This window comes from Atopobium sp. oral taxon 199 str. F0494 (assembly GCF_000411555.1).
Lineage (GTDB): Bacteria > Actinomycetota > Coriobacteriia > Coriobacteriales > Atopobiaceae > Lancefieldella.
Genome location: NZ_KE150486.1, coordinates 1,145,179 through 1,168,148, shown reverse-complemented (window position 1 = coordinate 1,168,148; position 22,970 = coordinate 1,145,179). Strand labels below are relative to the sequence as shown.

General features: G+C 48.3%; 20 protein-coding genes and 2 tRNA genes. 17 read left to right on the top strand and 5 right to left on the bottom strand.

Annotated elements, in window-relative coordinates; genetic code table 11:
- Positions 1-100: 100 nt before the first annotated feature.
- A complete protein-coding gene (locus tag HMPREF1527_RS05240) occupies positions 101-994 on the bottom strand; it encodes an ATP-binding protein (RefSeq protein ID WP_016477662.1) in 894 nt (297 codons plus the stop codon).
- A gap of 343 nt (positions 995-1,337) precedes the next feature.
- Here HMPREF1527_RS05240 and rpmH point away from each other — a divergent pair, with 343 nt between their 5' ends.
- The 9 genes from rpmH to HMPREF1527_RS05205 all read left to right on the top strand — a co-directional run bounded on the left by rpmH (position 1,338) and on the right by HMPREF1527_RS05205 (position 6,353).
- A complete protein-coding gene (gene rpmH / locus HMPREF1527_RS05235) occupies positions 1,338-1,472 on the top strand; it encodes a 50S ribosomal protein L34 (protein ID WP_003148884.1) in 135 nt (44 codons plus the stop codon).
- A gap of 11 nt (positions 1,473-1,483) precedes the next feature.
- Positions 1,484-1,804, top strand: a complete 321-nt coding sequence (rnpA, locus tag HMPREF1527_RS07640; RefSeq protein ID WP_016477661.1) for a ribonuclease P protein component — start codon at positions 1,484-1,486, stop codon at positions 1,802-1,804.
- On the top strand, positions 1,801-2,037 hold the full coding sequence (gene yidD / locus HMPREF1527_RS07635; RefSeq protein WP_016477660.1) for a membrane protein insertion efficiency factor YidD: 237 nt from the start codon (positions 1,801-1,803) through the stop codon (positions 2,035-2,037). Before rnpA ends, yidD begins: the two co-directional genes overlap by 4 nt.
- Before the next feature lie 20 nt (positions 2,038-2,057).
- Positions 2,058-2,816, top strand: a complete 759-nt coding sequence (locus HMPREF1527_RS05230) for a membrane protein insertase YidC (protein WP_016477659.1) — start codon at positions 2,058-2,060, stop codon at positions 2,814-2,816.
- Positions 2,817-2,946: 130 nt separating this feature from the next.
- Positions 2,947-3,519, top strand: a complete 573-nt coding sequence (locus HMPREF1527_RS05225; RefSeq protein ID WP_016477658.1) for a R3H domain-containing nucleic acid-binding protein — start codon at positions 2,947-2,949, stop codon at positions 3,517-3,519.
- A 113-nt stretch (positions 3,520-3,632) separates the two neighbouring features.
- A complete protein-coding gene (gene rsmG, locus HMPREF1527_RS05220) occupies positions 3,633-4,361 on the top strand; it encodes a 16S rRNA (guanine(527)-N(7))-methyltransferase RsmG (protein ID WP_016477657.1) in 729 nt (242 codons plus the stop codon).
- Between the two features lie 97 nt (positions 4,362-4,458).
- A complete protein-coding gene (locus HMPREF1527_RS05215; RefSeq protein ID WP_016477656.1) occupies positions 4,459-5,259 on the top strand; it encodes a ParA family protein in 801 nt (266 codons plus the stop codon).
- Entirely contained in the window at positions 5,252-6,109 is an 858-nt protein-coding gene (locus HMPREF1527_RS05210) for a ParB/RepB/Spo0J family partition protein (RefSeq protein WP_016477655.1), read from the top strand. The genes HMPREF1527_RS05215 and HMPREF1527_RS05210 overlap by 8 nt, the downstream gene beginning before the upstream one ends.
- On the top strand, positions 6,102-6,353 hold the full coding sequence (locus HMPREF1527_RS05205) for a hypothetical protein (protein WP_232209531.1): 252 nt from the start codon (positions 6,102-6,104) through the stop codon (positions 6,351-6,353). The genes HMPREF1527_RS05210 and HMPREF1527_RS05205 overlap by 8 nt, the downstream gene beginning before the upstream one ends.
- 74 nt (positions 6,354-6,427) lie before the next feature.
- On the opposite strand, the gene rlmN is transcribed toward HMPREF1527_RS05205, so the two are convergent.
- Positions 6,428-7,513, bottom strand: coding sequence for a 23S rRNA (adenine(2503)-C(2))-methyltransferase RlmN (gene rlmN, locus HMPREF1527_RS05200; RefSeq protein WP_016477653.1), 1,086 nt, complete (start codon positions 7,511-7,513; stop codon positions 6,428-6,430).
- 99 nt (positions 7,514-7,612) lie between these two features.
- Between rlmN and HMPREF1527_RS05195 the strand changes: the two genes are divergently transcribed.
- Together HMPREF1527_RS05195 and HMPREF1527_RS05190 are read left to right on the top strand one after the other, a co-directional pair.
- Positions 7,613-8,569 carry a D-alanine--D-alanine ligase gene (locus HMPREF1527_RS05195; RefSeq protein WP_016477652.1) on the top strand — a complete coding sequence of 319 codons (957 nt, stop codon included), beginning with the start codon at positions 7,613-7,615 and terminating at the stop codon, positions 8,567-8,569.
- 61 nt (positions 8,570-8,630) lie between these two features.
- Positions 8,631-11,738 (top strand): helicase C-terminal domain-containing protein, encoded by a 3,108-nt coding sequence (locus tag HMPREF1527_RS05190; RefSeq protein WP_016477651.1) that lies wholly within the window; start codon positions 8,631-8,633, stop codon positions 11,736-11,738.
- Positions 11,739-11,789: 51 nt separating this feature from the next.
- Here the strand turns inward: HMPREF1527_RS05190 and HMPREF1527_RS05185 are convergent, their stop codons facing one another.
- Complete coding sequence (locus HMPREF1527_RS05185; RefSeq protein ID WP_016477650.1) at positions 11,790-12,758, bottom strand: WYL domain-containing protein; 969 nt, start codon at positions 12,756-12,758, stop codon at positions 11,790-11,792.
- Positions 12,742-13,737: a WYL domain-containing protein gene (locus HMPREF1527_RS05180; RefSeq protein ID WP_016477649.1), complete on the bottom strand. Its 996-nt coding sequence runs from the start codon at positions 13,735-13,737 to the stop codon at positions 12,742-12,744. Before HMPREF1527_RS05180 ends, HMPREF1527_RS05185 begins: the two co-directional genes overlap by 17 nt.
- Positions 13,738-13,933: 196 nt before the next feature.
- Here HMPREF1527_RS05180 and HMPREF1527_RS05175 point away from each other — a divergent pair, with 196 nt between their 5' ends.
- Complete coding sequence (locus tag HMPREF1527_RS05175) at positions 13,934-15,898, top strand: hypothetical protein (protein ID WP_016477648.1); 1,965 nt, start codon at positions 13,934-13,936, stop codon at positions 15,896-15,898.
- Positions 15,899-15,978: 80 nt separating this feature from the next.
- Here the strand turns inward: HMPREF1527_RS05175 and HMPREF1527_RS05170 are convergent, their stop codons facing one another.
- Positions 15,979-18,246 carry a SpaA isopeptide-forming pilin-related protein gene (locus HMPREF1527_RS05170; RefSeq protein ID WP_016477647.1) on the bottom strand — a complete coding sequence of 756 codons (2,268 nt, stop codon included), beginning with the start codon at positions 18,244-18,246 and terminating at the stop codon, positions 15,979-15,981.
- 321 nt (positions 18,247-18,567) lie between these two features.
- Between HMPREF1527_RS05170 and HMPREF1527_RS05165 the strand changes: the two genes are divergently transcribed.
- From HMPREF1527_RS05165 to HMPREF1527_RS05145, 5 genes are all read left to right on the top strand, one after another.
- Positions 18,568-18,642, top strand: a tRNA-Gly gene (locus HMPREF1527_RS05165).
- A gap of 52 nt (positions 18,643-18,694) precedes the next feature.
- Positions 18,695-19,975: an aminopeptidase gene (locus tag HMPREF1527_RS05160; RefSeq protein WP_035433712.1), complete on the top strand. Its 1,281-nt coding sequence runs from the start codon at positions 18,695-18,697 to the stop codon at positions 19,973-19,975.
- A 48-nt stretch (positions 19,976-20,023) separates the two neighbouring features.
- Positions 20,024-20,099: transfer RNA gene (locus HMPREF1527_RS05155), tRNA-Lys, on the top strand.
- A 71-nt stretch (positions 20,100-20,170) separates the two neighbouring features.
- Positions 20,171-21,517, top strand: coding sequence for an adenylosuccinate lyase (gene purB / locus HMPREF1527_RS05150; protein ID WP_016477646.1), 1,347 nt, complete (start codon positions 20,171-20,173; stop codon positions 21,515-21,517).
- A gap of 12 nt (positions 21,518-21,529) precedes the next feature.
- Complete coding sequence (locus HMPREF1527_RS05145; RefSeq protein ID WP_016477645.1) at positions 21,530-22,861, top strand: hypothetical protein; 1,332 nt, start codon at positions 21,530-21,532, stop codon at positions 22,859-22,861.
- Positions 22,862-22,970: the final 109 nt, after the last annotated feature.

Genomic DNA, 22,970 nt, shown 5'->3' with positions numbered 1-22,970 from the left:
TATGGATTTCTTAAAATGTTGAAAACTTCACGATATAAAAACCCTACGCGAAAGTATGTGGCTGTTATGCTCTGTATAAGCAGGTAAAGAGTGAGTTAGGTTAATTCAGGAACGAAAGACCAGCCTGGGTAAGTTTGTATTTTTGAGTTACCTTTCTGATTACCCCTAACTGCTCAAGACTTCTCAGTTCCCGAGACCAGGTTGGATGTGAAAGACCATAGCTGACGACAAGCTCTGTGGGGCCAACCAGTTCGTGCTCAGAAAGATATTCAAGAACCTTTTGTCCGCGTTGAGAGATTTTTATCTCAAAAACAGGAGCGGGAGCTAACTGAAGTGGTAATTCTTGGTTTTTAAGAGAAATGTCTTGTGTGTTGGATTCCTGCGCGCTAGAAGATAGCGGTTTTAGAGGTTCCGTTTCCTTTTCAGAGGTTGGATGTGTTTGATTGTGAGCATCAACGGAGTGGCGTGTAGAAATGGTAACAACAGTGCCGCCCGAAATGTTATCTTCAATAGTAAGACTGCCTCCTTTATCCACCATATATTGCTGTGCATAAGGAAGCCCGGAACCAACACCGCGAATATAGTGTTTCATCTCTTCAGTGGCGCTTGAAGTTCCATATTGGAGGGCTAATTCCTTTTCTTTAATGCCAGGGCCTCTGTCGGAAAACCGGATAGTATTTCCGTGATCAAGAATAGTGATTGTTGGAGAGGCAAAATGAGCGTGGATAAAGTTCTCAACGATTTCTCGCATAACCATGAAAGGGATTTGTCCGCCCTGCTCATGAGAGAGAGTATTGACCGCCTGTATGATCTCTTCAAGATATGAGCGCACATCAGTGGGAGCAATAACTACAACGCGCGGCGCTGCAGCAACATCATCATAAATAGCAATACGCGTTTCATACCGCACGCGAAGACCGTCTTCAGTTGTCTTGCTTGTAGAAGACACATTTTCTGCTGAGTCTTCCACAAAAGGATAAAAGTCGCGGGTCACCACTAGTCCTTTTCAACAAGTTTTCAACAAATTGATGAAAACTTTTCATAACATTTCAGAACGAAAGAACGTTTTCAACAAATTGTAAACATCATGTTGAAAATAGATAATCACTCTGAAATTTCACGAAATAATAGTAGCATTTTAATAAAAGCACCTGAAATAAGAAATATATCATTCATGTAAAAAATGATATGTGAAAAGAATCAGCGTAGCTATGTTTTTCACAGGTCGCACAAGAATCTGATTATTTATCTGCAATTCCATTGACATTTACAGGAAGAGACACGTACAATTTGAAGGCTTTTTACTCGATGTCGTACCCGTCTGGGAGGAAATAGTTATGAAGCGTACCTATCAGCCAAACAAGCGCAAGCGCGCTACAACCCATGGTTTCCGTGCACGTATGGCTACTAAGAACGGCCGTGCAGTTCTCGCTCGCCGCCGCCTTAAAGGCCGCAAGCGCCTTACTGTTTAAGGATACGTTCTGTGAAGACCATTAAGTCTCCCCGTGAGTTCGAAAGGGTCTTCTCCTGCGGAAAGAGGGCTAATGCTTCTCTTCTCCGCATCCGAGTAGCGGTTGATGAAGGCGCAGGTGCAGGAGTTGCTTTTGTTGCACCAAAAAGATTAGGTAATGCCGTATTTAGAAACAGGTGTAAGCGAGTACTGAGAGAGGCCGCGCGCATAAGCGGTTTACCTGTATGTGGATACGGCGTTATTCTTTTTGCAACGTCTCAAACATATGACGCTTCTCCTCAAGAAGTATCATATGAATTACAGAAACTACTCAGGAAAACAGGCATCCAATGAGCGCGCTAAGAACACCATCTTTTCTCGCTCGCTTTGTTTTGAAGGCGATTCGCTTTTATCAGCGAAACATCTCTCCTTTGTTTCGTCCGCACTGTATTTATAGACCTACCTGTTCTGAGTATGCGGTTCAGGCTATACAAAAGTATGGTGTTGGAAAGGGATGTTTACTTGCCGGTAAACGAATTTTGAGGTGCCATCCTTTTCATGTTGGAGGCTATGATCCCGTTCCATAAAGGGACGGACCGGAGGAACTATGTGGGATTGGATTATTAATCTACTTACGTCGATTTTGTCGGGTATTTACGGCTTTTGTGGTGACTGGGGCCTTGCCGTTATTATTCTGACATTCATTATTCGTTTGCTTCTTGTACCGCTTACTAACAAGCAGACCGCGTCAATGGCGCGCATGCAGGTGGTGCAGCCTAAACTCAAAGAGATTCAAGAGCGCTATGCTGATGATCCTATGAAGCAGCAGGAAGAAATGCGTAAGCTCTATGCTGAGATTAAGTTCAATCCTATAGGGGGATGTCTTCCAATTTTCCTGCAGATGCCTATCTTCTTTGCTCTCTTTACCGTTGCAAGAAATGTCCCCAAAGATGCTCACTTCTATGGAATTCTTTCATCAATCGCTTCTTCTCCTTCAGAGGTTTTTGCCTCTTCAGGGCTTACCGCTGCTATCCCCTATCTTATTTTTGTGATTCTTTTTGGTGTTTTGACATTTGTTCCCCTGATGATGAACGCAAACAATAGCGCTGCTGACCAAAAACGACAGCAAATGATTATGGGGGGCATGATGTCTCTTGTGATGCTTTGGTTTGGTTGGACAGTACCCGCTGCGGTTCTTTTGTATTACGTTACATCGTCGCTTTGGCAGGTAATACAGCAAAAACTTATTACGAACCGAATCCTTGAGTCTGAAAAAGCAAAGGCTGCGGCACAAATGGAAAACAAACCTGTTGAAGTTGATGTTGTACGCAAAGAGAAGAAGCCTCGGCAACATAAAAAAGGATGAGATAGAAAATAGTCTATAGCAAGAACAGGGTTTTCTCTTTATTGATTATAACAAAGCGACTACAAGTAATTTCTTAAAATACTAATTAAGTATTTTATATTGAATGGAGGTTGACGTGGAGGAATTGACTATGAATGAGAAGGAGAATTCTCAGGAAGCATCCTCTGCAGTTGATTTAGCGGATGAGTTTGCGGAGATTCGCGCTCACTACGAGGAAGGCCTAGAGCTTTCTTCTCTAGAGATGGATAAGATTGCTGATTTGGCTGTATCTTACCTTAAGCAACTTCTAGGGTTTTTTGGCGAGACGAACTGCGCGATTGATGAATATGACGGAGATGAAGGAGAGCTGATTCTCGATATAACCGATGGTGATCTTGCGATTCTTATAGGGCGCCACGGTAATACGCTTGAGTCATTACAGATGGTCCTCTCTTCTCTCATGAGCGCAACACTTCGTTTTCATTATCCGATACTTGTTGATGTTGAATCATATAAGAGTCGTCGCCGCGCAAAGATTCAAAATATGGCTCGATCCGCTGCTGAACGTGTGAGGAAGAACGGCGGGCGTATTGCTCTTGTTCCAATGAACGGCTACGAGCGTCGTCTTGTACATATAGCACTTAGAGAGGCTACGGATGTTACTACGCACTCAGAAGGTGAAGATCCTTACCGGCGCGTGGTTATTACTGCCGTGCATGAGTAATAGCTGTTAAAATTTATGGTAAAAAGAAAAAAGGGGAAGAGAGATCTTCCCCTTTTTGTCAAAAGATTGTGGAGCAGAAAGTTTTGTCAATCTGAGTATCAAGGAGCGACGTAATGTTTGGGAATGAGGATGAAAAAGCATTAGAAGAAATGCTTTTGGCATATGGAATAGAAACAACACACGAACAGCGCGCCTGTCTCCTAAAATACCTTGAGCTGCTTCTTGAGAAGAATAAAGTCCTTAACCTTACCAGTATTACTGATTCTGCTGAAGCTTTAATCCTTCATATTGTTGACTCCTTAGTGGTGTCGTTATATATGAAGGAAGGAAAGACATTCTGTGACATTGGCACAGGAGGAGGAACCCCTGGTATTCCCCTTGGGTGTGTAACAGGATTTGATGGGGTACTTATTGATTCTGTAAGAAAGAAAGTTACTGCAGTCAATGAGTTTATAGAACAACTTGGTCTGCAGAAACACCTTGTGGGAAAACATATGAGGGCTGAAGAAATCACCCCCGAGATGAAAAGAGTATTCGACTTTGTTGTTTCTAGAGCAGTTGGAAAAACAAACATTATTATTGAATATGCAGAGCCGTTTTTAACTCTTGGAGGATGTCTTTTAGTGCAAAAGGCAAACCTTGAGAAAGTAGAGCTGCAAGAGGCATCTCAGGCAGCAGCTCTTTGCGGATTTGAGAATGTTTCACGTGAAACATTTGAACTGCCCCAAGGATTAGGACATCGAGAAATACTTATATATAGAAAAGTTAAACAAGCACAGATAAAACTTCCTAGGAAGAACGGACAAGCGAAGCGTGAACCCCTAGGTCATATAAAGGAGTAGCCTCCGGGATTCTTTAAAATTGACAAATACCGAATGTTTCACGTGAAACATTCGGTATTATTCTTATAGAGAAACACCTGAGGTAGACGGAGGGTATATGAACTATACGGATCAGAAACGCTCTTATCCTGATAAGGATAGTAAAGTTATTGCCATAATCAACCAAAAAGGCGGAGTTGGAAAGTCAACGACAGCCATCAATCTGTCTGCAGCCTTAGGTGAAGCAAAGAAGAAAACGCTACTTATTGATTTTGATCCACAAGGAAATTCAACAAGTGGCTATGGAATCGAAAAAGATGAGCTTGAGTATGATATCTATGATGGAATTCTCAACGAGACTCCAATAGATTCCCTCATTCACTCGACTCCAGAAGACCGTGTTTATGTTATACCAGCTACGATTCAGCTTGCAGGAGCAGAAATCGAACTTGTCAATGAAGAAGACCGAGAGCATATTCTTAAAAAAGCAATTGAGCCGATAAAGAACGATTTTGATTACATCTTTATCGACTGTCCTCCCTCCCTTGGACTCCTTACGATTAATGCTTTGGTTGCCGCTGACAGCTTGTTAGTGCCTATTCAGTGTGAATATTATGCTCTTGAAGGAGTGTCAAAATTACTTGAATCTATGGAGATGGTAAAAAACAGTCTTAACCCCGCTCTTGAAGTGTTTGGCGTTGTAATGACGATGTTTGATAGTCGTACTACCCTCTCAAAACAGGTTGTGGAGGAAGTATCAACCTATTTTGGTGACAAAATGTTCAAAACAGTAATTCCAAGAAACATTAAAATTGCGGAGGCGCCAAGCCATGGGCTCCCGATTACGATGTATGCTCGTATCAGCAAAGGCGCTCTTGCCTATACAAAACTCTCAAAGGAAGTGACGCGTCGTGGCTAAAAAAAGCGGATTAGGAAAAGGACTTAGCTCGCTGATAACTGAGGCGAATGCAGAGACTGGCAGACCTAAAAAAACAGAGACACTTGCGCTTTCAAAACTTAAACCGAATAAGAATCAACCCCGTAAACAGTTTAATGAAACAGAACTCAGCGAGTTGGCGGATTCGATTAGACAGAATGGTATTTTACAGCCACTTCTTGTGCGCAAAAAGGGAGAGGCTTATGAAATTGTTGCTGGAGAACGTAGATACCAAGCCGCAAAACAAGCAGGACTTAAAGAAATTCCTGTGATTATACGAGAAATTTCTGATGAAGAGGTCTTTAAGCTTGCCCTTATCGAAAATTTACAGAGGTCAAATTTGACTCCTATCGAGGAAGCGAGAGGCTATCAAGAGCTTATAAAAAAGGACGGCCTGACACAAGAACAGCTTTCAAAAATTATTTCAAAATCACGATCTGCAATTACCAATACATTGCGCCTTCTCGATCTTCCTGACGAAATTCAGGAGTATATGGTATTAGGAACGTTGTCCGCAGGACATGCTCGAGCAATTCTCGCTGTTGTCGGCGAAGAGGGGCGTCTCAAGCTTGCTCAAAAAGTTATTAGTGAGAATCTCTCGGTTCGTCAGACAGAGAATCTCGCTCCACTTTTTTCTGGCGCAGAAGCAGTAAAACAGAAGCGCTTACCTACGCCACAGTCATATAAGCGTGCCGCTCGGCAATTGCGCATGGCGCTGGATACTACCGTGAAGGTAAGAAATGTGCGCGGGAAGAATAAGATAGAGATTGAGTTTGCGGATGATGATGAACTCGCAAAGCTCGTTGAACTCCTTACGAGTATCCATGAGTAGCATGAGAATAAAAATGAAACTCCTTTTAGCATCAGGAGCAGCAGGGGGCATAGCGATTGGCGCAATCTATTGTCTTCTTACCGAGGACGCAAGACGAAAAGTGCTTAAGGCGGGGAGAAGAACCATCTCCTCAGCTAAGCGCGCCCTTTCCTCGATTGATACAAAATTTATAGAGGGGGAGCAAGGAGATATAAAATTCCACAAACGACAAATTGATAAACAATGGTCTGAACTGGGATATTAGAACTAATGTTCTAATCGAGAAAGAAAAAAGAGGCTCTTGGGACCTCTTTTTCTGTATCCAGGAGAGAAAAAATTCTATTGTTGGCGAAGCTTTTGGCTCAGTTGCCCGCATGCCGCATCGATGTCCGCACCGCGAGAGAGTCTGATTGTTGCTTCGACACCGACTTCTCCAAGTTTATTAACAAACTGCTGAGCACGCGCAGGTGAGGATGGATGAAATCTGGAACCTGGAACCTCGTTCAGCTGGATAAGATTAACATGAGCTAGCGTTCCGCGACAAAAATCACGGAGAGCTCCCAGTTCGCTGTCGGAATCGTTTACACCGCCGATAAGAGCGTATTCATACGTTGGCCGTCGTCCCGTTTTATCGACATATTCGCCCATAACATCATAGAGATGTAAAAGGGAATACTTGCGCACACCCGGCATGAGAGCATCGCGAGTTTTTTGTACGGCCGAATGGAGAGAAATCGCAAGGGTAAATTGTTCCGGTTCGTTAGAAAAGCGCTTAATCATAGGGATAACACCACATGTAGAGACGGTTAGGTGGCGAGCTCCTATGCCAAGTCCGTCAGGGGAGTTAAGACGACGCAGGACGCTGAGCGTATTGTCATAGTTCATAAATGGTTCGCCTTGACCCATAAGCACAACGCTGGAAACACGCGTCTCAAAGTCGTTTCGCACATGAATAACTTGCTCGTAGATTTCAGAAGCGGTGAGGGAGCGTGCAAGGCCGGCTGCTCCGGTTGCACAGAAGGAGCAGCCCATAGCGCAGCCCGCCTGCGTAGAAGCGCAGACGGCGAGCTTTGTGCCTGAAGGCATACCAACACATTCAACGGTGGTGTTGTCCGGATAGCGAAGCAAATATTTACGGCTTCCGTCCTGCGAGAGCTGTCGAGCAATTTGCTGCGGTCCTTGAAGTACAGTTCTTTTATTCAGCGATTCTCGGAGCGATTTTGGGAGATTACTCATGTCCTCGAACGAGACAGCTCCCTTAGACCAGATCCACTCTTCGATTTGTTGTACGCGAAATTTTGGTTGATGAAGCTGATCCATAAGCTCAAGAAGCTCATTATGCGAGAAAGACCTCAGGTCGCGTCTGGAAGATGAGGCGCTATTCGATGACGTTTGATTATTGCTGCTATTGGTATCCGGGTACATTTTTATCCTTGTCCGTATTCTCAGGAGACTCTCGCGGTATCCTTTTGAGAGAAATCTTTTGGTGAGCCTATTCTAACAGCTGTACTTAAAGGAGCAGAAATGACACGCGACGAACTCAAAAAGCTTTCAGTCATTGTTGTGGCGGGAGGCTGGTCCGATGAGCATGAGATATCTTTGCAGTCAGGAGGAGAAGTTACAAAGGCGCTTAAAGAGGCTGGGTTTGAAAGCGTTGAACTTCTCGACATCTCCTCTGAAGGCGCAGTGGCAAAACTTGCGGAAGGCTCCTATGACGTCGCTTTTGTCGCCATGCACGGACGTTATGGTGAAGACGGCTGTATTCAGGGACTTCTTGAGATATTGCACATTCCATACACGTTTTCAGGCGTGCTTGCTTCCGCAATGGGCACGGAAAAAGAGATATCGAAGCTCATGTATGAGCGCGCAAACATTCCCATGCCGCGCGGGATTGACGTTGCTGCCGAAACTAGGCTTACCGAGAAGGAAGTTGACCAGATTATCAAAGACTTTAGTCTTCCTCTGTTTGTAAAACCTGCTGCAAACGGCTCAAGCTTTGGCGTTACGCGCGTGACAAACCGACAGCAACTGGCTCAGGCCGTCGCAGATGCTGGCGTACAGGGAGACCGCGTTCTCATCGAAGAATGTATCACTGGCACTGAGATTACCGTGCCGGTTGTCGGAAATGATGATCCTCAGGCGCTGCCAATCGTTGAAATCGTCTTTGATGACGAGTTTTATAGTATTGAGGTCAAAGCCGAACCTGCGGCGCTCCATCACATTACTCCCGCAAGACTTGACGCTGACGTGTACGCTCGGGCTCAGGATCTTGCCGTCCGCGCTCACAAAGCCCTTGGTTGCCGAGGTGCTTCTCGGAGTGACTTTATCGTTACGAAAGACGGCACTCCCGTGATTCTTGAGACTAATATGATTCCAGGCATGACGGAGCGCTCCCTCATTCCCGATTCCGCTCGTACGGCGGGGATACCTTTTTCCGAACTCTGCACCCGCTTTATCGAACTCGCTCTTCGCGGGCAATAAGCCTGTTCACGGCAGAGGCGCGCAAGCAGGTTTGTAAGGATTGTGTAGCGAGAAGGACGGTATGTCAGAGGCGCCATCAGAGCAAATAAACGCTCAAGAAAAACTGCAGAAGCTTCTTCTTCCGGATACGCCCGAGGCTGTTCAGGCCTCGTACCTTGCCCTGGAAGAGCAGGCGAAACATGCTGATTTTGACTTGCTTGAACAAGACATAGTGGTGCTTGATACCGAAACTACGGGACTCTCTTTTAAAACCTGCGCTTTGATTGAGATTTCAGCAGCAAAGATTTCCGGCAGAAAAGTACTTGAGCGCTTTGAGACATTTGTCGACCCGAAGATGCCTGTTCCCGCTGAGATTACGCGACTCACACATATTGATGACAGTGATGTTCAGGGCGCCCCGAGCCCCCAGGAGGCGGTCGCTGCGCTTGCGGACTTTGTAGGCGGTTTGCCCGTACTTGCTCATAACGCCACATTTGACCGTACCTTTATTGAAAGAGTGCCCGGCGGGCGTGAGGTTTCCGACACATGGATTGATACACTCTCGCTTTCGCGTATAGCGCTTCCGCGGCTAGCGTCGCATAAACTCTCAAGGATGGCCGAGGCGTTTGGCGCCCTGCCTGTTACGCATCGCGCAAGTGATGACGTGGATGCGCTCATCGGAATGTGGCGCATTATCCTTTTGGGACTATGCAATCTTCCACAGGGTCTTCTCGAGATGTTTGCCGCGATGCATGACGATGTTGATTGGGTATACCGGCCAATCTTTTCACACATCGCCACCCTACAGCAACGAATGAATCAAAATCCAGGCCAGAATCAGGCTTGCAACCTGGACCAGGATTACAGCCTGGACCAGGGTCACAATACTGATCTTGATTTGCAGGCGCATGAATTGGCCGCCGATGAAGCGTCGACTCTTGCGGAAGGCACCGCGCAGACGTCTCCGCAGCCGTTTTCGATGAAAAGCGTTCGCGCGGCGCTTGTGGCTGAGGGAAGAGGAAAGCCTCGAATTGACATTGAGGAGAAAGACGCTCCCGCCGTAGCTCCCTCTGCTCAAGAGATTGAGCAGGCTTTTAGCGCGCACGGAATGATTTCCCAGATGTATGAAAAGTATGAGATTCGTCCGGAACAAGTCGCCCTGTCGCTTGAAGTGCGAAAAGCGCTTGCGACATCGTCTCACCGTGCTATTGAAGCAGGTACGGGCGTTGGAAAATCGATCGCCTATCTGCTTCCTGAGGTGCTGTTTGCGAAAAAGAACAAGGTTACTGTTGGCATTGCGACAAAAACAAATGCCCTGACAGATCAGCTTATGTCACAAGAGCTCCCAAAACTCAGCCAGGCAATTTCCGGAGGCATTACATTTACAAGCCTCAAAGGATATGAGCACTATCCCTGTCTTCACAGGATGGATAGGGCTGTTGTGGAAGATTTGCCACTTGGCCTTTTTAAGAAGGAGAGCCGCTCCAAAAATTCTATTGCCGAAGATATGCTTACCGCGCTGGCGGTGTCGTATGCGTTTTCATGCCAGTCGGTTGATGGGGACTTGGATGCGCTTGGAATCCGTTGGCGCTATGTGCCCAGGCAATTTGTCACAACGACTTCGCGAGAATGTCTCCGCAGCCAGTGCCCTTATTTTCCACACGAATGTCTTGTGCACGGCGCGCGCAGGCGCGCCGCGGAGTCGGATGTCGTGGTCACAAACCACTCGCTTTTACTCAGAAATGTTGCCCTGGGAGGAAAGATTTTGCCTCCTATCAGGCATTGGGTAATAGATGAGGCACATAGTTTTGATGCTGAGGCTCGGCGTCAGTGGGCAGTTGAGCTGCAAGGAGATAAGATAAGCGCCGGTTTTGAAGTTCTCGGTTCAACACGCACGGGAGTGCTGTCGTCAATCATTAACGCTTCGGCAAAGCTCGAAGGCGCGTTGCTGCTTGAGCGTATGCTACTGAAAGTTGCAAGCACAACGAACCGCGCCATGGTTGCCAGCGCGGACTTTTTTGCGACTGTGCATGACCTTGTTTCGCTTGCAAAAAATGATGGCGGCTATAACGCCATAGCACTTTGGATTAGTGATGAAGTCAGAAAGAGTGATGTTTGGCAAGAAGTCGCCGAGGCAGGACAGCATTGCGCCGAAGTGCTTGAGCCAGCGATAAAAGCGATTACTGAGACAGAAGAAGCGCTCAAGCCGGTTGACGCCAGGCTTGCAAGCAACCTTGGCGAGTCAACAGCATTTCTTTTTGAATACTATGAAGGAATTCGTCTTATCTGTTCGGGCAGGGATGATAGCTACGTTTATTCAGCGCAGCTCTCTCGGGCAAAATCCGGTATCGGACAGGAAATGCTTCTCGCTGAGAAAATCGATATAGGAAAGGAGCTTGCGCGCAACTGGCTTCCCGATATGCATTCCGTCGTATTTACATCGGCGACCATTGCTGTTTCTCATAGCTTTGATTATTTTGCCACCGCGGTTGGCCTTGATTGCGGGAAGTTCTCCTATCAAAGCAAGCAGCTTGATTCGAGCTTTGACTTCGAAACTAACATGGCCGTTATCGTTCCCGAAGATATGCCCGTGCCAAATGACCCCACATACCTGCAAAAGCTTGAGGACCTGCTTTTTGATGTTCATGTCAGTATGGGAGGTTCTGTCCTTACGCTTTTCACTAATCGGCGAGATATGGAATGTCTCTATAGAAAGCTTGAGGCGCGTCTTTCGAAGCAGGGATTGCGGCTTACATGTCAGGAACGCTCCACCTCACCTCACCGTCTTCGCAAGCAGTTTTTAGCCGACACCGCGCTATCGCTCTTTGCGCTTAAGTCGTTTTGGGAAGGCTTTGACGCGTCCGGCGATACACTTCGATGCGTGGTTATTCCTCGTCTTCCCTTTGCCAGTCCCTATGATCCTCTTGCGAAGGAACGGGAGCGCCGCGAAGAAAAGGCCTGGTGGCGCTATTCGCTCCCGGAGGCTGTCATTGCTACCAAGCAGGCTGCGGGAAGGCTTATTCGAAGCGGCTCCGACAAGGGGATCCTGGTTCTGGCCGATTCCCGCGTTATCTCCAAGCGCTATGGGAAACAGTTTTTATCTTCTCTTCCAAAACAGCAGGCAAACGTCCTTACGCTCCATGAAGTCGAGGCCTTTATACAGAGCTGGCGAGAAGAACATGACGCTTAAAGGCGGCTTGGTAATAGAGGTTTTTGAGGTTTTGTTTGATCGGCCTGCTGGTTAAGTGTCAAGACGCTTTCTGACAAAGTCTTTGAGAATGTGAATCAATTCGGGGTCGTCCGTCCACACATGACCATCGCAAGCCAGTATATGCCTGGGTAACCATTCGGTTTTGAAAAAGGGAATGGTGGCCTTGATAACGCCTCCGGGAAGATTGTTTTCGATAACGGAAAGATCCTTCCAGTCAAACAGAGAGAGGTACTTCTCGTCATTGAAAAAGAGAGTAACCATAGACTGTTCAGCGGCTGAGGAAGTTGATTTTGCGCGCTTCATTTCGTTAAAAGTTGCAGGAATAGTTTCTACCTCACGCATTCCACGCATGAAAAACGTGCGCTGCTGTTGCTTATCAAAATCAAAGGCGTCCAGCTTCCAGCCTGTCGTGTCACAGGCGATATACAAAGGCGCAACGAAGCGTTTCTGCGGAGTTGATGCTTCCTGTGCAAGGCTTTTTTCCGCTGGGAAGTATGTAAATCGAAGATTGCGCTGACCAGCGAGCGCGTTTGAACAGACAAGCAGATTTTCTTGTTCTTCGGTGGATACTTTCTCTTGAACAATCTGCTTAATAAAAGGATGCAAATCGCCGCTGGACACGACAGGGGAAGCAAGGAGTTTCTGAAGGGGACTGTTATCGGGAGTCTTAAGGGCAAAAAGAGCTCCTGCAAGAGCGGTTGCTTCAGTATGCGTTAGCGCTGGGCGGCGTTCAAAAAGAGAAGGGGAAAGTGGCCCCTGCGCTACCAGATATGAGAGGTTATCGTCTGAGGTAAGCGGCAGCGGACGGCGGTCGCCCCGGTCTAGTGAAAGAAGCAGGTACATAAGACACTTGGCCTCGTCAGAGGTGATACTGAGCCTGCGTTCAACTTCCGCTCTACTTACATATGCTCCCTCAACGCTTAGAGCCTCGAGGAGGACCAAAAGTTTACGGGCGGTTTGCACCTGGCCATCGCGGCCTGAGTTATTGTTCGTTGCCATATAAACTCACACCCCTTGCGAGCGACTCTTTCCAAAGGGCAACGAAGTCCTGCGGCGCTTTAGGAAGAACGTTGTTGGCAATGCACCAAGAAATAGCTTTCAGCTGGTCACGGACGGAGATAGTCCAGGTGTTTGTTTCGCGGCCCTCAGACGCTCGCCGCATGAAGCGTTGGCGCAAGGCGGGAGGGAAGTTGTCTAAAAGTTTAACGGTGATCGTAAAGGGTTTATCGGGGCCAAACTCAAAGGGCAGAAGATAGAAGTCTCGGATGTCAAAGGTATCAGGAACGGTAAAGGAAACGTCTTTGCGCGCTTGGGCGCGATCAAACCGATCAACGCGAAACGTTTTTGGCTGTGAGATAGTACCGCCGGCCTCATCAAGTGTCATAGCCACGATGTATTTGCTGTCGTTGGCGAAAAAATACCCCAGAGGAGCAAGAAGTCGATTGGTTGTGGAGAAGGCTGGGTCGGTATACCAAGCGTTGATTGCATAGTGTTTCTCAAGAGCGTCAAGAAAAACTTCGAAAATTCTCGATTTCTCAGAGGGACACGGGGATTTGGGGCCTTCATTTATTTCGGTGCCGGCAAAATTTGGATCGAGTTTTGCCAGAGCGATTCGAAGGTCGTTTTGATAGGGGAGAGCGTTTGTATCGAGAAGCGCTTCGCAGGTTCTTATCGTTCCCAAAAGAAGCTCTTCAGGAGGTAAATCATCAAGGGAGTAGAGCGATGCAGTGTCAATCACTAGAGCAGTTTGTGTGGAATTTCCTGTTTTTTTGATGCTAACACCAAGGGCAGACGCTCGTTTACACAGGCGACTGAGTGTTTTTCGTGCCGCGTCAGGAGACTTTTCAGCGCAAAAGACATCTTTGAGCGTGCTCAACAAAACCGGTTTTTGAGCTTCAAAGAGAAAGAGAATAAAGGACACAAGCTCTCTCGCGCCGCTTTCATCTGCGGATATGGTAAAACTGTTTGTGAGCGGCACCGTGTGTCCTTTCCGAGCGTTCGGCATACAACAAGTCAGCACTCTGTAAAAAGTTCCTTTGCAGTATGCCTTGACATCCAAAATATATTCTGCCAATTTTTTATGCTGCAAGTAACTGTGAGCTCTTCTCTTTTTTATAAGAAGTATACTAACCATGTATGTTTCTGGTAGATTGAAGCCCGCAAAGGAACGCAGTATGGCAATTACACATGACTACGTGGACTATCTTGACGAGCAAATCACTATTGCTCCGGCAGGCAGTCAGGAAGAATTTCAAGCTGCTCAGCTTATCGCTGACGAGATGCGCCTGCATGGCCTTGAGCCTTCCGTTGAAGAGTTCGACGTTCATTCAATCAGTAGCATTGAAACCGCTTGCTCTGTGATTGTAATGTTTGTCGGAATTATTCTTGCGGGAGTCGGCAACGTAGCTTTATTTATTATCGGCGTGCTTTTGACACTTGGCGTGACTGCGCTCTTTGTGATGAAACATATAAACAGTAACGATGTACTTGCAAATCTTGGTCCACGCATGCGTAGCCAAAATGTTGTTGCCAAGCACGAGGCCACCGGCGCGCTTGTTGCCAAGGGCAATCGTCCTATTGTCATTGTCGCGCACTATGATTCTCCACATGAAAATGCTCTCTATAAATCTCCTGTTGCCAACTATATCTTTTTAGTTAAAAAGTATTGTAAGTACTGTGTCTTAGGCATCGCGGTTTGCGCCCTTGTTCAGTTGTTTCGTTTTCTCCCGGATGGCGTGCGCATGGCTTTTTGGATTGTTGGTATCATTGTCGCCCTTCCACTCGTAGTTATAGCTGTTATGAGAATTGCAGAGCGCTTTTCTCCGTGCACCATTGGAGCCAACGATAACAAATCTTCTGTTGCCGCTCTTCTTGGTATTCTCGAAAACGTTCGCCCAACCGGCCGCCGTCCTGAGTCGCATCGGCCTGCGGCGCCCGCTCTTCTTTTAGCGCCGCCAAAGCCGCAGGGAAAACGTCGAGGTGAAGAAGTTCTTAGCGCTCTCAATATTCTTCCTGAAGACTGTGAGATTGAGTATGTTGAACGCGATCAGTCTCTTGATGCAAATGAAACAGTCGAGCTTGAAAATGCCGCTGAGTCACTACATGTGGGCCAAGAGCACGACAGTGGTTCAGAAGACACGAACAACGCGGCAGTGACTGTTGAAGATGAAGTTGATGCTACGATGCAACAAGTTCATCAAAGTGTTGAAGGCCTCAATGGCGATGTCAATGATGCGACGGTAGTAGCTCCTCCTGTTGAGGAGGCTGATGCGCAGGCTCGTACACAAAATAGCTTCGCACGTCGTGCCTCACTGTTTGATCTTCCCGATCCTTCTGGAGAAGAAGTCGATCCCTTTATAGATAAGGAAGAGACAGAGCCTGAAAACTACACTTCTGCGCAAGAACCAGATGAAGTGTTAGAGGAAAAGGACAGTCCGTTCGAAACCATCTCGCGTAGCGAAGAAGCTTCAACTCCGACTCCTGAGGCAAAGCGCCGTTCATTCAGACTCTTTAACCGCAAAGATAACAATCCGCTGGATGATTGGAAGGGGGGCGCCGCTACGCGCGAGGGCCTTCGTAACAACAGCGAAGTAAAAGAGGAGACGACTGAATCAGAGGTCGATGTCGCCGACGCAGCAACAGAGCCCACCGAAGAAGAATTGCGTGATGCGATTCTTGCTATGGCTGATGAAAAGCTTGTTTCTCACGATATTTGGTTCGTGGCATTGGGAGCCTCTGACCTTGATCATGCAGGCATGAAGAACTTCCTTTCTAAGCACAGGATGGATATTCGCGGAGCGTTTTTAATCAATCTTGATTGCATCGGCGCCGGCAAACTGAGCATTCTTCAAAATGAAGGCTCGGTAAATACCCGCCGTGCCGATCGACGCATGATTCGCATGATTACAACTGCTGCAAAAGATTTGCATGTAGATATCGAGACAACCGATTACGATTGGGATTCAACGGACAGTACGCAGGCCATGAGAAACTCCGTTCGTTCGGTTACGCTTATGGGCCTTGGCGACAATAAACTTCCCGCCCTTAGTCGCCTTGCCGAGGATGTGTATGAAAATGTCGATGCTGAGCAGTGTGTCGACACGGCGGCTCTTGTAACAGAGCTTATCCGACGCTCATAAGCAAGCGAGAATCTCTATCTACCGAATGACTGTAGAGGCTGTGGCAAGACTGTCTTGCCACAGCCTCCTTGTATAAATACTTAACGAAGGCGTCTTCCTGAGACAAAAGCGAAGAGGAGAAGTCCTGCTCCCGAAAGAGCAAGCACGGGTATCGTAAAGTTTTCAGTTCCCGTATGAGGAAGCGTCTCCTTTTTGCTGGAGCTCTTTCGCTTAACGATATGGACGGTCTGAGATTTTGAATGTTTATCGGTGTGAGAGGCAACTTTTGTTCCGTTATGTGCTATTTCATCATGAGCTGTTACAGCATCGGGAAGGCTATCGTTGGACAGTGTTATGGGTACGTTAACGGTTCCTTCGGCTTTCTCAGGTGTAAAATCAAGGTGCGCGGACGCCACTTTGTTTTCAGGAGAGGGGTCTTGTCCGGCTGGGTACAAGGTGACGTTGGCTCTGTACTCCTGTCCCGGCGTAAGTCCTTCATACGAGATGTGATCTATAAGCTCAATATCCTTTTCGTCTACAGCCTCATGGGAGTTGTCGAGAGTGGCTAGCTCGGTGGACATGCAGAGTCGCGCGTCAACAAGCACAGGAGCTTCTACAACGACTTGATTTTCGGACACGGAAACAGTGGGATTCCAGTCGGTGTTGAGGGCAAATCCATCCGGCGCCTTTACCTCTTTAAGCGTATAAGACCCAAAAGGCAGTCCGTCAATCTGAGCGGAACCAGCATCATTGGTGGTGATTGTTGTGACCGCAGTGTTTGGCTCAATCCATATCCCTTGATACAAAATAGCGTGATTTGATGAGTTGATAACTGCGATTTCAGCTTCGGCAAGAGAAGGCGTCTGAGTGACTTCAGGGGCATGTAAATCAGTGTAAAGAGGGTCGTGCGCTTGTTTGGTTATATGAATGCCGCCGAGTTTAACGGTATCTTTGAACGTGAGCGAGCTGATATCGGAAGCGATGCCGGCGTCACTTAGTTGTTTCCACGTTGGAACTGCAGAGTCAAGGGAAAGCACGCAGACAGCGACAGGGTTGCTTGGAAGCGTATAGCCAGAAGGGGCCTTAGTTTCCTGAATAGTATAGGTGCCCAGAGGGAGCCAGGATGTGCCGTCACGTGTTGGTAGCTCGTCTCCACCTACCTTTGATGCTTCAGAAAATTCCGCCACACCCTTTTCGTCAGTTGAAAAAACCCAAGACGCTTGAGGCTCACCTTCTGTTGTTCCGTTGGTGTTTGCGTAGTATGAAACGGTAAATTCCGCGCCTTTGAGCGAAGCGTTTCCCTGGGAGCCGCTTTGCAGCTCTGCATCTTCTTTCTTGATAGTGAGGCCATGACGACCGTACGGAATATCCTCACAACAGACCTCAGAAACAGCGCCGCTGCTGACAGTAATGGTAGAGACGTTTAGATTCAGTTCATGGCCTGCCGGAGGAGTAATTTCCTTTATGTAATACGTTCCTTCCGGAAGCTCTACCGCATTGGTTTCTCCGGCGCTGTCGGTTAGTATCTCGCAAACCTTGGCGGAGCAGTCTTTATCGGAAAAGATTCCATAGACGGCTTTCTCCAATGAATACAGCTCGTTTTCCTGGAAAAGCGTATGAGGCAGAGAAGAGCGCTTCTTGAGTTTCAGCTGACCCTTGGGGGCATCGGCTTTGGTAGTCATAAAGAGAAGGACTTGCCGGCCAGCTGGAGGAACGAGAAGTTTTGCCGATCCCTCTTCCGGACCACCTCCGCCGGCATCCGCGTATGCGAGAGCGTCTCGACAGAGTCTTTCTGCGGCCACAGACATTCCCGGTTCAGGGAGAACCGTTGTTATGAGATGAGGATCTCCGCGCAAGAGACCCCAGATGGCAAATTGAGTTACTTCACGAGCTCGCCAATCAGCAGGAATGCCATATACGGGAGATTCCGACCTATCACCCCGGGCTCCGTGATACAAAATGTAGTCAAGTGCTTTCAGTTGATACTCGCTATATGAGCCGTTATGTAAACCGTCTGCCGTTCTCAGGTCGTGATAGTCTCGTGGATTCATTACGGTAAGCGTATCTCCATAGTTCGCTCCTCTTTTGTTGAGTTCGTCCCCGCAATATAGAAAGGCTCCATTTGATCCGTTCCACTGAGGAATGCGAAGGCCATCGGGATAATCTTTGCGTTCAGTAACAGTAATAGTTTCAGGTTCCTCCGCAAGAACCAGACGCGGGGTCCAAAGGAGACAGAGCTGTGATACAAGCAGGCCTCCTATAAAAAGAGGAAGAATCCACGACAAAAGAATCGCATATCGGCGCTTACCAGGCTCGCATTGCGGCCGCAAGGGCGCTATGAGGAAAGATGTGAAAGCATGGATGTTCATAACCAGTCTCCTTTCAATAGGTAGAGCAGATGCTAGTGATGCGATCTGACTGCTCTTTGACGGATATCTGACGGGTATCTGACGGTCGAAACAGGAAAATATCGGCAGCCTAAAAGATGCCGAGCACAAAATACCATCCATGATTTGCATGGGAAAATTTTTGATATGAGGCCTCTTATTTGGAAATACGCGCCTCAACGGATTCTTCATATTTGAAAAGAACCGTGAACATAACAGGGATATTTTTCAGCGCGTGTTTCGAGCACATTGCACATATAAACAGGAGAACGGGAGAATGACTGTGGTAGAATCTCTTTGCACGCGGGCATCGCCAAGTGGTAAGGCAATGGCTTCCCAAGCCATCATCCGCGGGTTCGAATCCCGTTGCCCGCTCCATAGATATCTGAGGGCCCTTCGGGGCCTTCTTGATGAGAGCGAGAGGGACAGCATGACTCCGATTCCCATGACCGACCAGGAAGCAAAAATTGCCCTCGATGGACTATCAAAGCAAATCGATTTATATGCGGAATTGCTTGTCAAAAAAGGGTGCGCGCTCAAAGTAGGTCAGCAGCTTGCCGTGATGGCTCCAATTCAGACAGCAGATTTTGCCAGGCGCGTACAGCGTGCGGCATATGCGGCTGGAGCGAAATTCGTAACGGTTATTTGGACGGACACGGAGTCTTCTCGCATTACATTTGACAATGTCAGCGTTGAGGATCTTTCGGTCGTACCGGCGTGGCAAAAGGAGCAGCTTGACGGCTTAGCGAAGGAAGGAGCCGCTTTTCTGTTCTTAGAGGGACAGGATCCCGAGGTGATGAAGGGGGTTGACCCGCAGAAACCCGCCGCGTCTTCTCGTGCCCGCAATACGCAATGCAAAGCGTTCCGGGAAGGCATGGATTTTGGACGCAACGTCTGGTGCATTGCCGGTGTGCCGGTACGCCCATGGGCGCATGAGGTATTTCCCAATCTTTCCGAGGCAGAAGCGCTCTATCGTCTATGGGTCGCTATCCTGGATGTTGCGCGCGCAAGCGGCGAGGATCCGGAAAGCGCCTGGGAGACCCATAACGCTACTTTTGAAAAGACGAAACGATTCCTCAATTCACACCGCTTTGACGCGCTTTGGTACCAGTCTGAAAACGGCACAAATCTGGTTGTTGGCATGAATAAAGCGCACCTCTGGGAGGGAGGCGCCGCCAGAACCGTTGATGGCACCGCGTTTTTCCCCAATATCCCCACAGAAGAAGTCTTTACCAGCCCCGATAGACTTCGTGTTGAAGGAGTGGTATATTCAGCGCTTCCGCTTATACACGCGGGACAGATTGTTAAGAACTTTTGGTTCCGGTTTGAAAAGGGCAAAGTCGTAGAGTATGACGCTGAACAAGGAAAAGACGTACTGAAATCCATCGTAGAAACGGACGAGCACGCTTCGTATCTCGGAGAATGTGCGCTGATTTCAAAAAACACGCCTATCCGTCAGAGCGGCATTCTCTTTTACGATACGCTGTACGATGAGAACGCTAGCTGCCATTTGGCGCTCGGCACAGGTTTTCCCGAGTGCCTTGAAGGAGGGCTAGAGATGGACTCCAAAGCTCTTCTCGCCCACGGCATCAATCAGAGCGCTACACATGTTGATTTCATGATCGGATCTGACGACATGAACATCTGGGGCGTGGATAAAGATGGAAAAGAAACACCAATCTTTGTAAATGGGCAGTGGGCGTGGGAGTAAACTGTTAAAATGACGTAGCCGCGTGGTAAAATTGCCACGCCCGAAAAGGGGCCGTTAGCTCAGTTGGTAGAGCAGGGGACTTTTAATCCCAAGGTCTAGGGTTCGATTCCCTAACGGCCCACCAGGAAATGCGAGGTCGGGCACCGCTTTGGTGCCCGACTTTTTCTTTTCGCAGTGGAGCGGAGGAGATCCAACGTGATTGATCGCTATACCGGCAAAAAAATGGGTCATATTTTTTCGCTTGAAAATAAGTATGCCATTTGGCAGGAGATTGAAGTTCTCGCCTGTGAAGCCCAGGCTGAGTTAGGCAACATTGGTATTACACGCGAAGAAGCCGCGTGGATTCGCTCGCACGCGAACTTCGACCGCGTGGAAGTTGACGAAATCGAAGCGGTCACCAATCACGATGTCATCGCATTTCTCACCAACATGGGCGCCTACATTGACGCTGAAGTTCCTGAGGGCAGTCCAAAGCCCAGCCGGTGGGTTCATTACGGCATGACCTCGACCGATCTTGGTGATACGGCTCTTTGTTATCAGCTTACGCAGGCCTGTGACGTTCTGATTGATCGAGTGCGCCGCTGCGCGGAGATTTGTAAACGTCGCGCCTTTGAGGAGCGAGACACGCTCTGCGTGGGACGTACCCACGGTATTCATGCGGAACCTCTGACGTTCGGCATGAAGTTTGGCAGTTGGGCGTGGGAACTCAAACGAGATCTTGATCGCTTAAAAGACGCACGCAAAAACGTTGCCTATGGCGCTATTTCCGGAGCGGTCGGCACGTATTCTTCGATTGATCCCTTTGTCGAGGAGTACGTATGCAAGCGGCTTGGACTTGCCCACGATCCGCTTTCTACGCAGGTTATTTCCCGTGACCATCACGCGTATGTGGCGGGTGTTCTCGCTACGGTTGCCGCAACATGTGAGCGCATCGCAACCGAAATGCGAGCCTTGCAAAAAACGGATACCCTTGAGGCGGAAGAGCCTTTCCGCAAGGGGCAAAAAGGCTCGTCAGCAATGCCGCATAAGCGAAATCCCATTACTGCCGAGAAAATCTGCGGGTTGTCGCGTGTGGTTAAGGCCAACGCTCAGGTTGCTTTTGATAACGTAGCGCTTTGGCACGAGCGCGACATCTCACACTCGTCAGCTGAGCGTGTCGTGCAGGCAGATAGCTTCATTGCGCTTGACCATATGCTTTCAAAGCTTGAACGCCTGTTGGACGGCATGGTGCTCTATCCCGAGCAGATGAAATTCAATCTTAACAAGACGCGCGGCATGCTTTTCTCGTCTAAGGTTCTTCTCGCGCTTGTGAATACCGGCATGAGCCGCGAAGAGGCTTATGCGGTTGTTCAGTCAAATGCCATGCAGGTGTGGAGTGATATTCAGCAATGCAGAGAAGGAATGACGTTTCGTGAGCGTCTTGAGGTAGACCCAGCGTGTACGCTGAGCGCCGAAGAGCTTGACCGCATTTTTGATCCCCGCTCGTTTTTGACCCGCTCCGACATTCTCTTTAACCGCCTTGAACAGCTTAACCTTGACTAAAGGAGAGATGTTGTGTTGAGTCACAAAAGGGTTGGACACGCCAAAGCTGCTGAAGATACCCAAAGCGCTGTCAAAGACGCTACTAAAAACGCCGCCGCAAACGCTGCCACAAGTCTCTCCGCAAGTTCGGCAAAGGGTTTTGCGACAGGCGCTATAACGCGTCGCGGTCTTTTCCGAACAACCGCTGCAACAGGCATTGCCGCGGCTGTTATGGGCATTGCTTCAGGATGCCACCACAGCGCCAACGAAGGCGCTGGTAAAGCGCTTGAAATCAGTGAAGACGCTGCAACTAAAGTACTGGACGCGTACGCGTCAAAGGACTATACGTCCGAACCGGCGCAGTCATACACGCTTGCGCTTGGAAGCGTTTTGCGTCCGGCAGAAGGGGATTGGATTCCTCTTACTTCTGCCGGTACAACAGCGACGCCTATGGTAGTCGCTTCAGCGTTGTCACTTGCTTCGGGGTCAGTTGTTGAGGTTGTTACACAGACGCAGATGAACGCTACAACCGCGGTCATATACGACGTTGGCTGCTCGGATGCGCTGTACGCCTGGGTTGAGTTGGATACGTCTACCCGCGACTGGACGCTGTATGTTTCCGGGTTTTCAGAGGGAAAACTTACCGACAGCGCGGTGGCCCTCTATCAAGGATCTCACGACTACGATCCGGCATCGTTTGCCGTTTCCGGCAAGACAATCGTGTGGATTGTTGAGCCGGCTCTCAGTGGCTCGAAAACCGCTGAAAAATCCTATTGTTATGTATGGAGTCTGGGAGACAAAGAAAGCGTCAGTGCGGTAGAGTCAAATGGCCGCTTCGCTACAGCTCCTTCTATATCAAACGGCGTCGTGGTACTCACGCCGCGCGTGCAGTCAGGTTCCGCCTTCTTCTACGGAGTTGTCGCGTATCAGCTAAGCGATAATCTTAAGACAAAGCTTGACCAGATTACGATGCCCCAGTCGGTCAAACCATATTTTGCAACACGGATTGGCGACAAGTTCCTCATATCTGTTGAGAAGAGTTATGATTCCGGAGGACTCTTAGGAAAGATGGGCACATATATTCTTCCCTCGAGTGGGGAAGGAGTTCTTTGCATTGACAGGGAACCTCTTGCTGGATTAGCCGGAAAGGAAGGGCTTTATATTGTTAAGAGCCGTGCGTCATATGTGTTGGTAGATACAGTTCAACAGGCATGTAGCTGGCTCTATGCAACAGACAGAAGTTTAGACTACGGTGAGTTCCCGGCTCGTGAGGGAGAATGCTCGTCGTTCGTGACGTTCTCAACAACGAAGAATCCTGATTCCGGATATCCCGCGTCTGTTACGGTCCGACATTTTCCGCTGTAGAAGAACTAATCAATCTGCGTTAAAATAAGTTAGATTAGGGCGTGTCACCCAGAGAAGAGACGAAAGCGTTGGTCTGTGCGTAAGGACTACAACGAAATATACCTGCGGA

Bases quoted from the DNA above. Each gene is read 5' to 3' on its own strand.
- HMPREF1527_RS05160 (WP_035433712.1), top strand. From the start codon at position 18,695: ATGACTCCGATTCCCATGACCGACCAGGAAGCAAAAATTGCCCTCGAT.
- HMPREF1527_RS05225 (WP_016477658.1), top strand. From the start codon at position 2,947: ATGAATGAGAAGGAGAATTCTCAGGAAGCATCCTCTGCAGTTGATTTA.
- rsmG (WP_016477657.1), top strand. From the start codon at position 3,633: ATGTTTGGGAATGAGGATGAAAAAGCATTAGAAGAAATGCTTTTGGCA.
- HMPREF1527_RS05195 (WP_016477652.1), top strand. From the start codon at position 7,613: ATGACACGCGACGAACTCAAAAAGCTTTCAGTCATTGTTGTGGCGGGA.
- HMPREF1527_RS05215 (WP_016477656.1), top strand. From the start codon at position 4,459: ATGAACTATACGGATCAGAAACGCTCTTATCCTGATAAGGATAGTAAA.
- yidD (WP_016477660.1), top strand. From the start codon at position 1,801: ATGAGCGCGCTAAGAACACCATCTTTTCTCGCTCGCTTTGTTTTGAAG.
- HMPREF1527_RS05185 (WP_016477650.1), bottom strand. From the start codon at position 12,758: ATGGCAACGAACAATAACTCAGGCCGCGATGGCCAGGTGCAAACCGCC.
- HMPREF1527_RS05175 (WP_016477648.1), top strand. From the start codon at position 13,934: ATGGCAATTACACATGACTACGTGGACTATCTTGACGAGCAAATCACT.
- HMPREF1527_RS05230 (WP_016477659.1), top strand. From the start codon at position 2,058: ATGTGGGATTGGATTATTAATCTACTTACGTCGATTTTGTCGGGTATT.
- rlmN (WP_016477653.1), bottom strand. From the start codon at position 7,513: ATGTACCCGGATACCAATAGCAGCAATAATCAAACGTCATCGAATAGC.
- HMPREF1527_RS05190 (WP_016477651.1), top strand. From the start codon at position 8,631: ATGTCAGAGGCGCCATCAGAGCAAATAAACGCTCAAGAAAAACTGCAG.
- HMPREF1527_RS05205 (WP_232209531.1), top strand. From the start codon at position 6,102: ATGAGTAGCATGAGAATAAAAATGAAACTCCTTTTAGCATCAGGAGCA.
- rpmH (WP_003148884.1), top strand. From the start codon at position 1,338: ATGAAGCGTACCTATCAGCCAAACAAGCGCAAGCGCGCTACAACCCAT.
- HMPREF1527_RS05170 (WP_016477647.1), bottom strand. From the start codon at position 18,246: ATGAACATCCATGCTTTCACATCTTTCCTCATAGCGCCCTTGCGGCCG.